We start from the raw sequence: 10,734 nt of genomic DNA, 5'->3' as shown, positions 1-10,734 counted from the left end.
CCGGCCTTCGGTTTTGGGTTGCGGCATAGTCGCAGCCGCTGCCCTAAGCGCTTTGACATCATGTTGCTGATCGCATTACTGCTGGAATTGGTCCTGCACTGGGTTGGTCTGTTTGCGTGTAAATCCGGTTGGCATAAACACTTTCAGGCAAACACAGTGCGAGACCGAAATGTGTTGTCACTGCTGCGGCTGGGCAAAGAGGTGCTCAGGCGCGGAGGATGCTATCGGCTAAAAGTTCGAGACATAAAATGGGCGATACTGGCATTTATCCGGCAGCTGAGAAAAAACAGCTATGTTTTCACAGAATTATGAGGGGATCCCTCAGCATTATGCTATACCAGAGTATCTCTATGAGACATCTGCTCGATACGTAGAAGAGATAAAAGATGTCAGGCAACAGCAAAAGGAAATGATAAAGAACAAGAATGCTATAACCTTCCCTGAAACAACAACAGTTTCATCAAATAAAGCCCAAAACAAAAAAATACTATCCGGTCAAGTTAAGCTAATGCTCACCGCGTTCAACATCGAATGCGACACTCTTATAGGCAAAGTCTCACCCAGCTCATTCGGCAGGACTTTAGAGCGAATTGAAAAGCTAGCTAATAGTTTGGAAAAATCAGCCGCAACCTTGGAGTGTGGATTTAACATTGATTATGTTGAGCTAAAGTTTGAAGAATGCACTCTTCAATATCAGTCTGCTTTGAAGAAGCAAGAGGAAGTTGCGGAACAGAAACTAATCAAAGAGCAAATCCGCGAAGAGCAACGTGCTATCAAAGAATACGAGAAGGCCTTGGCCGAAGCGGCAAAAGAAGAAAAACTATACCGCTCACTTCTTGATAAAGCCCAGAGTGAGTTATCAAAGGCAACCGAGCAGCAGCGTAGCGAAATGGAGCAAAAAATCGCTTTGCTAGAGCAACAATTAGCTGAAGCAGAAGCCAAAGAGGAGCGAGCCAAGAGCATGGCGGAACAAACTCGCAGAGGCCATGTATATGTCATCAGCAACATTGGTTCATTTGGTGAAGATGTTTATAAGATTGGTTTAACCCGTCGCCTAGAACCTATGGACAGGGTTAAAGAGCTGGGTGATGCTAGCGTGCCATTCCCATTTGATGTTCACGCCATGATTTACACCGATGATGCCCCTGCTCTTGAAACAGCCTTACACAGAGAGTTCCACTCTCAACGTGTAAATGCAGTAAATCTGAGAAAAGAGTTCTTCAACGTAGATCTCGAATCCATCCAAGCTGCGGTCGAGAAGATTTCGGGAACAGAAGCTGAGTTTAAGATGACTGCGCTGGCTGAGGATTACTATGAGAGCCTCAGACTAACCAATGCAGCCTGAAGGCAAGTAAACTCGAGGCACGGTTTTTTTAACCCCCAAAATACCTGCCCCCTGCAGCCACAATGCTAGTAAATCCTTTGCTGGCATTGTTGTATGCCCCAACCGAGTCAAAGGGTGGGGAGTTAAATTAAAGCAACTACGCTACTGAGGTTGGACATACTTGGGCGACTACTTTAGCTTTGTTCCCATTGCTATAAGAGCTGACCCAGCGCACTGGCTAAAGCTGCTACAGTTTACTTCTAACTATCTATGTTGCTTTAAACGGCAAGGCAGACGCATATTGCGAAGGAGTAACCATGCTAGGCGAAGACCACTCTCTGGCTCACGACTTCCCCCAGCTAGCGGGAACCATCATCAAACTCAACCAAAGCGACAGCGACTTTGCTGCTGAAAACCAACGGTATACGGCACTGGATAAAGAGATCCGCGATATGGAACTGAGCGGCTCACCGGCTAGCGACGAGCGTATGAACCAGCTCAAGATCGAACGGGCCAAGCTCAAAGACGTCCTGTATAAACGGCTGGTGGATGCCACCGGCTGTTTATAGCGGTCACTGTGCTTAGCTGCTGAGCGTGCTGCTTCTAAAACTAACGGAGCAAATCGGTCTGCCCAATTTGTTGCTACAGTTTAATCAGCGGCTGTCAGTCGCTGATTGGCCAATTGTGATAAAAAGGAGCAGCTATGTTAGGTGAAGTTCATTCATTGAGTAATGATTTTCCAGAGTTACAAGATGTCATCACCAGCCTAATGGAGAGTGATGAGGAGTTTGCAAAGGAGAACAAGCGATACACCGCGCTGGATAAAGAAATCCGCACTCTGGAGCTCAACAATGGGCCCATCGGCGATGAGGATATGCATCAGCTTAAGCATGACCGCGCAGTACTGAAAGATGCCTTGTATCAACGTCTGTTAAGCGCCAAAGCCTAATTATTTCGCACTGAAGCTGGCCGTTGGCTGGCTTCTGAAGTTACGTAATACCAATCCACACAAGTAACTGCTCATTCTTGCTGGTTAAAATCATTGATGACAGCGTCAACGCTTTTGTAATTAGCCCACTAGTTACGGCAAGCGCTTCCTCCTCCTCAATGATTTTTCCTGCGCAATATCTGATCATTTACTTATCCGGATTGGTATTAGGCACTTTCATTCCTCTTCGTGACGTCCTTCTGTTTTATTGTGTAATTGCTTCCCAGAACAACGATTTAGCCTCGGCTGTTATGGTGGTTCCCAAGCTGCAATGCTAGTATCGAACTCCGCTTCTAGTTAGTGATAGAAGCTGAAGAAATGTAATGCATGGTTTTGAGGTAGAAATGGAAACATCAGTGACAACCCAGCAATCTCCGTCGGCTTTTGTGGTCGCATTATGGCTAACCCTGGCCTCGCTGGGCTTCAACTTACTGCAACTTGGCCTTAGCTGGCTGCTTTCGATTAACCTCTCCTCGACCAGTATGCTCTCAGCCTTTGTGCCTGCGATTATCGTCGGCTATGGGCTTGGCTATAAACATGGCGTTATCCTCAGTCGCAAAACCCGTTTGCAGGGTCTCGTGCTATGGCTGGTACTGAGCCTGCTGCTTACCTTGAGCTTGCTGCTGCTTGGCGGCGCAACCATGGCCGAGGTGGTCGCCACCATCGATGCGCTGGGCATGATGGTGATGTTTGTGATTGCCGTGCTGGCGATGACCATTCTGCCGGCGTATTTCCTGTTTAAATACAGCGAGAAGCAAGGCATTAAACTGCGCGAGAAAAAGCAGAAGTCGGCCAGTTAATCCCTTTCCTGATTATTACCACTACGAGAGTATCCAGTGAACGAATTACGTAGTCTTGCCTATTGGATTGGCCATATGGTCACTCTGTTGGCCACCGTGATCGGTGTGTATTTTGCCGCTTCCAGCGGCTTTCGAGTTGCCGTGAATGTTGAGCAAGCCCGGGCCGATCGCGGCACCTATTACCTTGCTGAGTCCTTGCTACAAGAGCTGCAGTTTAATGTGGAGAACATGCAGGGCTATATCGAGAAAACCAGCCAGAGCCGCTTTGTGTACAACGAAGACTTGCTGGGGATTGAGCTCAATGATTATGTGTTCAGCGCCTCGAAGTTTTCTGACTCAACCTTTGAGATCCCACCTTCACTACTCAACGAGCTGTCGGCTTACTACTTTATCGTGGGGAATGCGCTGGATAGCTACTATCAAAGCGGTAAGCAATCGCCCCAGCAGTTGATGGACGTGGTTAGCAAGCAGACCACCACGATTGTCGAGGCCGAGACCATCGAGCGCTTAATCGAGTACAACCAGCAGCTAGCGAAAACGGTGCAGCGGGCTGGCTTTCAACTTTAGCCGCCTTCTCGAGAAATCCGTTACACTGAGGGCTAGCCCTAAACACAAGGAAGTGAAATGAAGCTATCGGGCCTATTACTTTGCCTGCTTACAGGCTTTGCCAGCGCCGCCGAGCGGTTGGCCACATTGGATGACGGCACTCAGGTCTGGCTGGCGGATGATTTTACCTGGCGCTTTGTAGAGGCGCCCAAGGCGCCCAAGGCGGCCAATGCCGCTGCCACCATCGCTACCACAGAGCAAGGCCTGACGGTGGTGGCCGAGCCGCAAGCGCAGGCTCAAGCCCAAACCCAAACAACGGCTACCGCCACTGCAGCCTCTTCAGCCGTCGCCACTGAGACCATCGCTACCGAGTCAGCCCCCGTTGCCACGACCAAGCCGCTGCTAACTGGTTGGTCTATCCAAACCGGCAGCACCGAGCCGCTGCATCTGCAAGAGGGTGATGTGGAGGTGTGGCTGAGCAACCCCACGCGCGATGGTGATAACTTGGTGTTTGATACTCGGGTGAAAAACAGTGGCCGTCAGCCGGTTATCTTAATTGATGTGGCGGTAACGGTGATGGGGCCATCGGGTGAGAAGCTCTACAGCAAGCCGCGCATAGGGGCCTGGCGTTCGATTAAGCGCATGGCCGAGACCTACCTGCGAGAGGGCCAAGAAAAGGCGGGCTTGCAACTCAGCCTGCCGGTGAAAGCGATGGACAGCTATCGCGTTGAAGCCGAAATCAGTGAAGTGAAAAAACGCTAACGTATGTTTACTTCAACGATGTCTCTGGCGGTCAGTGCCAGTTCCACATGCTGGCCGTTTTCCACCATGCCCTGACTAATCCGACTATTACCGAGCATGGCGAACCATGGGCTTTGTCCTTGGATGGGCAGGCTTAGCTCCTCGCCGCGTTCCAGCGGGGTAAAGCCATGCACATGGTTTTCGGCAAACACTTCAACCTCAACCGGATTACCACTGTGTTTCATATAAGCTCGAAAGTAGCAGGCCATAGCGCTCTCCACGTGTGTTGGCTAGAGATGGCTAAAAAGTATAGATGGGCTGGATTGGCGCTATTAACAAAAAAACCGGCCTTTAGGCCGGTTTTGCGTAGCAGATCGAGTTGCGCTTACTGCGCCGCTGGCGTGTAGTGTTGCACACTCATATCTTCCAGCGCTGGCGCGGTCACTGCCTCGCCGTTGGCGTCAAACTGCTTGATGTAATTCACCAGAGAATCGGTGTAGAGCAGGCCGGTGTGGTCGACTCGGCCATCATCGGCATACCAGATATCACCCATGGTGTAGTAACCGTCACGCCCTTCGGCAATAAAGTCATTGGTCACCACAACGTAGGTCTTCTCCAGATCAATTGCCTGCCAGCTAGAGCCGGCTTGCTTGGCGCGTACCTGTACGTTGCTGATCTTCTCGCCCTCATTGGCGCTCATATCTGCATCGAAGCGCAGGAAGGCGGTGGCCGGGAAGGCGCCAGTGGAGGTGCTCAGGGCGTAGTCGGCGGCTTCATTGAGAACCTTAACGATCTCGGCGCCGGTCATCTCCACATTCACCAGCAGGTTGTCAAACGGTAGCACTTCGATGGCATCGCCGTAGGTGATGGTACCCGGGTACATGCTGGTACGCACACCACCGGTGTTTTGGATGGCTAGATCAGACAGCTTCGACATATCGGCAAAGGCCTGGGCAACCACAACGCCCATCACTGAACCGTGGTTGTCGGTCACTTCGCTGTGACAGCCTGCGCCCGAGGAGTGGTGGCTGCCCGGCAGGCGCTCGTTACACAGGATGTCGGCAGCAACGCCGATCTCTTCTTTCTTGATTTCGTCCACTTCGTCGCGGAACACTTGCAGGGTCTCTTCCGCAGCCTCATTTAGCGCAACAAAATCAGCTTCCGGCAGTTGCTCAGCCACGTAATCCAGCAGCTCTTGGACGATGGCATCGGATACTGAGCGGCTCATTGCACTTTGCTCATCACTCAGTGGCGTCACATTAGGCGCGCCGGTATCGCGGTCGTAGGTCAGGTCACCCAGCAATAGATGAGGCTGGCCGCCACAGCTAAGGATGCGAGAGTCAGTGTCGAAGCTTACCTGCAATTCGCCCACCACCTGCGAGTTATCCATGGCTTGGACAATACATACGTCGTCACCGCTGGCGTTTTGCACCACGGTTGGGTACTCGCCGTGCGGATTCAGGTTGTAGTTGGCATAGTTGCTACCCAGTAGGCTGTGGCTGTCGCCGCCCACGATAACATCTACCCCTCTTAGCTGCTTGGCCATGGCGATGTCGTTGCTGTACATGTAGTGGGTCAGCAGGACGATCTTGTCGATGCCCTTGGCTTTTAGCTCGTCGATGTAGAACTGGGCGGTGCTCACTTCATCCAAGAACACGGTGTCACGATCGGGGCTGGATGAGCCTTGGGTTTTATCTGAAATGGTCAAACCGATCACCGCAACGTGCTCGCCGTCGATGTTGTGCAGGCTGTAGGGGGTGTACTTGCCGTAAATCGGGTTGTTGGCCGGGACTTCCACGTTGGCCGAGATCACCTGAGTGCCACAGGCGCCCAGCTCTTGGCTTGGGTCGTTCAGGTAGTCGATAAAGGTGGCCAGTTGCGCGTTGCCGTCGTCGAACTCGTGATTGCCCAGCACGAAGCTGTCGAAGCACACTTCGTTCATCATCGCCGCGTCGGCTCTGCCCTTGGTCAGGCTGTAGTAAGGGGTACCGGTAATGGCATCGCCCGCATGCAGCTTCAGCACGTTGTCGTTGGTGCGTTCCAGTTCGGCAAACTTCTCTGCCACACGGCTGAAGCCGCCAACCTCAAACTCTGCTTCGTAGCGCTTGCCTTGGGTGTCTGGCAAGTGCAACTTGAGCTTCACCGGGTCCAGATTGGAGTGGTGATCGTTGATATGCAGAATGGTCATCTCCATACCCAGCTCACGAGGGAGTTCGGGAGAATCAGAGTCTGAATTACAGGCGCTCAAGCCGAGCAGGGAAACTAGGGCTAATGCGATGGGGCTTTTGTTCAACATCGATACTTCCATTTGTGTTGTGTACATCGGTTTCTCGATGATGGTGCTTAAAATCTGTTACCCATCAAGGTGGATTTGGTTAAATATTTCTTAAATATCAATAGTTTATGTTTTAGTGTCAAAGTGGTGATGTGGGCGTGATGGGACGCGGAGCCGGGAACCCGGCTCGCGATCTATCTAAGTGAGAGTGAGGTTATGCGTCGCAAGCCTTGCCGAGGCGATTAAACAGCACAAATGCAGCCCCGGATGCGGCCAGCGCTGGCACGATAGGATGAATGCCAAAGGGCTTAAAGCCACTATTTAGCATCCACAGGAAGCCACCTGCCCCCACCAACATGGCACTAATGGCACCGCTGGCATTGGCCTTTGGCCAGAACAGCCCAAGAATGATGGGCCAGAGGAATACCGCCTGCAACACGCCAAAGGCGCCGAGGTTGAGCCACACAATCATCTGCGGCGGATTGAGCGCCATCAGGCCGCTACCGGCGACCAGCAATAGCATGGTCAGATGGCTTAAGCGGCGCTGCTGAGATTCATTGAGCTCAGCAAAGCGGCCAGCCAAGTCGCTGACCAAGGTGGAGCCGGTTTGCAGCAGCATGGAGTCTACCGAGGACATGATCGCCGCCAAAGGAGCTGCCAACAGCAAGCCGCCTAACAGTGGCGGGAACACGGTGATCATCAGCTTAGGTAGCACGTTATCCGGGCTGTCTATCTCCGGCAGGATCGCGCGGGCCAATACGCCACTGAGATGGGGCAGTAGGATCACCACCACCGAGACCATGCTGCCCAGCACCATTGCTTGTTTCAGCGCGCGGCCATCTTTAACTGCCATGGCGCGCAGGGCGGTGTGTGGCAGGCCAAGGGTACCAAAGCCCACCAGTACCCAAAACGACAATAAGAACGGCCAGCTAAGGAAATCATTGGGGCCGCGGTGAGAGAGCAGGGCTGGGTCGATTTCATGCAGCTTGGCGGTAATCGCCGACATCCCGCCGCCGTAGTTAAGCACCGCAATAAATAGCGCCACGGTACCAAACACCATCACCAGCCCCTGCAGGGCATCGGTATACGATACCGCGCGAAAGCCGCCCCACAGGGTGTAGATAAGCACGGTGCCGACAAACAGTGCTAGCGCCCAGTGGTACTCGACACCGGTCATCACTGAGAGCATGCGTGCGCCGCCGGTAAACTGCACCACCACCATGCCCATAAAGGCGCCGACTAAGCTGATACCGGCGATCACCAACAAGGTCTTGCTGTGATAGCGCTGCTCGAGAATATCCAAAATGGTGACCGCTTGGTGTTGCTTGGCGAGCCGCCAGATCTTCGGGCCAATCACCCCCAACGTCAGGATGGCAACCGGCACCTGAATCATCGCCAAAAGCACCCAGCCCAGCCCAAAGTTGTAGGCGGCACCCGGCCCACCAATAAATGACGAGGCACTGGTATAGGTGGTGACCAAGGCAAAGGCCAGCAGTGGCCCGCTCATAAACTGGCCGCCCAGGAAGTAACGACGTTCAAAGCTACTCTCGCTAGCGCCTCGACTCGCGGCATAGCGAGACAAGCCAAGGGTGGCGATTAAGTAAAGCAGGATGGGGGCGAGCAGGCTCCAGTTAGTCATTGCCGCGCTCCCGTAGCCAGTATGCCGCAATCAGGCAAAATGCTATTGGTGCGACAATGCATGACAGCCAGAACCACAGCGGCAAGCCGAGCCACATCGGCGCGTCGGCCAGCAGCAAGGGGCCGGCCAGCCAGACAACGACGTAGCCCAGAGTCAGCGCGATGGCGCCTAGCGCAAGTTTGGTGGGATTGATTCCATGCATCGTATTAAGCAAAACCTAGTCAGCCAATTTTCGCTGCATGGTAAGCAAAGCGCGATTCGCTTGCAAAGTAGATTGGGAGCGGGATTGATCTAGCGCAGACCAAAGTGGTGTCTTGGGAATTGAGAAAACAAAAGGGCCTGTGTAAACACAGGCCCTAAATAGACTAAGTACTTACTTGCATTAGCGATCGTTATTGGTCGCAGCAATCTTATGGATACTTAAATCTGCGCCGCGGTATTCATCTTCATCACTCAGGCGCAGGCCGCTGATCTTAGCGATAAGCCCGTAGACTATCACACCACCCACCAAGGCCACCACGATGCCCGCGATAGTCCCCAGCAGTTGCGCCATAAAGCTCACTCCACCCAAGCCGCCAAAGGCTTGCTGACCGAAGATACCGGCAGCCACACCGCCCCAGGCACCACATAGGCCATGTAGGGGCCACACACCCAGTACATCATCGATGCGCTTGCTGCGTTGCAGCCAGGTGAACAGCAGTACAAACAGGCCGCCTGCCACTGCGCCGACAAACAGCGCACCCAATGGGTGGAACAGATCCGAACCGGCACATACCGCCACCAAGCCAGCTAATGGGCCGTTGTGGATAAAGCCCGGGTCATTCTTACCTGCCAGCAGCGCCGCGATGGTGCCGCCTACCATGGCCATCAGGGTGTTAACTGCTACCAGACCACTGATGCCATCCATGGTTTGTGCCGACATCACGTTAAAGCCAAACCAGCCAACGGTCAGGATCCACGCACCTAGCGCCAAAAAGGGAATATTCGAAGGCGCGAAGGCAATACCGGGCTTGCGGCCCTGGCGCTGACCAAGTACCACGATGGCCACTAGCGCCAGCCAGCCGCCCATCGCGTGAACCACTACTGAGCCGGCGAAGTCATGGAACTCGGCGCCGGTGGTCGCGGCCAGCCAGTCTTGGAAGCCGAAGTTACCATTCCACACAATGCCCTCAAACAGCGGGTAGACAAAGGCCACTAACAGCGAAGAGGCCAACAGGAAGGGACCAAACTTGGCGCGCTCAGCGATACCGCCGGAGATGATCGCCGGGATGGCGGCGGCAAAGGTCAGTAGGAAGAAGAACTTCACTAGCTCGTAGCCATTGTTGGCCACTAGTGCGTCGGCACTGGCAAAGAAGTGATTGCCGTAAGCGATTTGATAACCAATCACAAAGTAGGCGACTGCCGAGAAGCCGAAGTCGGTGATAATTTTCACTAGCGCATTGACCTGGTTTTTGTGGCGGACGGTACCGACCTCCAAAAAGGCAAACCCGGCATGCATGGCCAAAACCATGATCGCGCCCAGTAGAATAAACAAGGTGTTGGCACTTTGGCTCAAGCTGTCGATGGCAGCACTGATGTTGGTGTCCATGGTAAGTTGAAATCTCCCTATAAGCGTTAAATTGGTGCAATTCTTTGCGCTAAAGTTGCAGGTCTTTGCACTAAAATTGCAATTAGCGTGCCTTGGTGCTCCAAAATGGCGCTCGCTTGTGGTGCGACCTTGCCAGTAAAGGGATTTAACGTCTAATTAACATCCTGAGAAGATTAAATAAGTGCTTTAAGTGACCCAGCTTGATGAAGTTTCGCTCGATATTGGTGCGTATTGTTTCATCTTGGTGCGATGAAGGCATTTAGACGGTCTGCTGTGAGGGATTGGGTTTATTGGCGCAAATGGCTAGACTTGAGGCAAGCAAGCGTAAGCGGCTACGAAGCCCAAATTAAACAGTAAGATAAGTTGGAAGATGATATGAAATGGATTTTGCTCATTGTGGTTGCGGCGATTGCTGCAGTGGTTGGCTATATGACCTGGACTAACAGTCGGGTACCTGCCGGGCTTGGTGTGCAGCAAGGGCGTTTGGCGCCGCTGCCGTCTTCACCCAATGGGGTATCAAGCTTTGCCAGCGATCCCAGCAAGCAGGTTGCAGCACTGCCTTTTAAAGAGGACCTACAGCAGTCGATGTTGGCGGCACTGGCTAGCCTAGCGGCACTTGGAAACAATGAGACGGTAACCCGCGACAGTGACTACCTACATGCGGTGTTTGTTAGCGAGCAGATGCGCTATCGCGACGATTTTGAGTTGTACTTCGATGAAGCGCAGGGCGTGGTGCACCTGCGCTCGCAATCACGTGTTGGCCACTCGGACATGGGGGTTAACCGCGCCCGCTACGAGGCCTTTGCTGAAGCCTATGCTTCCCGCTAGGCCAG

The 10,734-nt window shown here is 53.0% G+C and carries 12 protein-coding genes and 1 pseudogene; 8 read left to right on the top strand and 5 right to left on the bottom strand.

Annotated elements, in window-relative coordinates; genetic code table 11:
- From G462_RS24780 to G462_RS0112355, 7 genes and pseudogenes are all read left to right on the top strand, one after another.
- Positions 1-312, top strand: a pseudogene (locus G462_RS24780) (IS4 family transposase); the annotation flags it as partial.
- The gene (locus G462_RS22690; RefSeq protein WP_245579562.1) at positions 293-1,345 is read left to right on the top strand and encodes an SNIPE associated domain-containing protein; all 1,053 of its coding nucleotides are present in this window, start codon (positions 293-295) and stop codon (positions 1,343-1,345) included. The pseudogene G462_RS24780 and the gene G462_RS22690, both read left to right, overlap by 20 nt.
- A 296-nt stretch (positions 1,346-1,641) precedes the next feature.
- Positions 1,642-1,893 carry an HP1242/YdcH family protein gene (locus tag G462_RS0112380; protein WP_026959271.1) on the top strand — a complete coding sequence of 84 codons (252 nt, stop codon included), beginning with the start codon at positions 1,642-1,644 and terminating at the stop codon, positions 1,891-1,893.
- Between the two features lie 134 nt (positions 1,894-2,027).
- Positions 2,028-2,273: an HP1242/YdcH family protein gene (locus tag G462_RS0112375; protein WP_026959270.1), complete on the top strand. Its 246-nt coding sequence runs from the start codon at positions 2,028-2,030 to the stop codon at positions 2,271-2,273.
- A 395-nt stretch (positions 2,274-2,668) separates the two neighbouring features.
- Entirely contained in the window at positions 2,669-3,112 is a 444-nt protein-coding gene (locus G462_RS0112365) for an ABZJ_00895 family protein (RefSeq protein ID WP_026973201.1), read from the top strand.
- A 36-nt stretch (positions 3,113-3,148) separates the two neighbouring features.
- The gene (locus tag G462_RS0112360; RefSeq protein ID WP_157378614.1) at positions 3,149-3,679 is read left to right on the top strand and encodes a hypothetical protein; all 531 of its coding nucleotides are present in this window, start codon (positions 3,149-3,151) and stop codon (positions 3,677-3,679) included.
- Between the two features lie 57 nt (positions 3,680-3,736).
- Positions 3,737-4,420 (top strand): DUF3157 family protein, encoded by a 684-nt coding sequence (locus G462_RS0112355; protein WP_026959267.1) that lies wholly within the window; start codon positions 3,737-3,739, stop codon positions 4,418-4,420.
- On the opposite strand, the gene G462_RS0112350 is transcribed toward G462_RS0112355, so the two are convergent.
- The 5 genes from G462_RS0112350 to G462_RS0112330 all read right to left on the bottom strand — a co-directional run bounded on the left by G462_RS0112350 (position 4,417) and on the right by G462_RS0112330 (position 9,901).
- Positions 4,417-4,644: a hypothetical protein gene (locus tag G462_RS0112350; RefSeq protein ID WP_157378613.1), complete on the bottom strand. Its 228-nt coding sequence runs from the start codon at positions 4,642-4,644 to the stop codon at positions 4,417-4,419. The genes G462_RS0112355 and G462_RS0112350 overlap by 4 nt on opposite strands.
- Positions 4,645-4,784: 140 nt before the next feature.
- Positions 4,785-6,722, bottom strand: coding sequence for a 5'-nucleotidase C-terminal domain-containing protein (locus G462_RS0112345; protein WP_084405052.1), 1,938 nt, complete (start codon positions 6,720-6,722; stop codon positions 4,785-4,787).
- A gap of 166 nt (positions 6,723-6,888) precedes the next feature.
- Complete coding sequence (gene panF / locus G462_RS0112340; RefSeq protein ID WP_026959264.1) at positions 6,889-8,313, bottom strand: sodium/pantothenate symporter; 1,425 nt, start codon at positions 8,311-8,313, stop codon at positions 6,889-6,891.
- Positions 8,306-8,515, bottom strand: coding sequence for a DUF997 family protein (locus G462_RS0112335; RefSeq protein ID WP_026959263.1), 210 nt, complete (start codon positions 8,513-8,515; stop codon positions 8,306-8,308). Before G462_RS0112335 ends, panF begins: the two co-directional genes overlap by 8 nt.
- Before the next feature lie 180 nt (positions 8,516-8,695).
- Complete coding sequence (locus tag G462_RS0112330; RefSeq protein ID WP_026959262.1) at positions 8,696-9,901, bottom strand: ammonium transporter; 1,206 nt, start codon at positions 9,899-9,901, stop codon at positions 8,696-8,698.
- 375 nt (positions 9,902-10,276) lie between these two features.
- On the opposite strand from G462_RS0112330, the gene G462_RS0112325 reads away from it, so the two are divergent.
- On the top strand, positions 10,277-10,729 hold the full coding sequence (locus G462_RS0112325) for a DUF1499 domain-containing protein (RefSeq protein ID WP_026959261.1): 453 nt from the start codon (positions 10,277-10,279) through the stop codon (positions 10,727-10,729).
- Positions 10,730-10,734: the final 5 nt, after the last annotated feature.

It is taken from the genome of Aliagarivorans taiwanensis DSM 22990 (genome assembly GCF_000429505.1).
Taxonomy (GTDB): Bacteria; Pseudomonadota; Gammaproteobacteria; order Enterobacterales; family Celerinatantimonadaceae; genus Aliagarivorans; species Aliagarivorans taiwanensis.
This window is presented reverse-complemented; position numbering and strand designations above follow the sequence as displayed.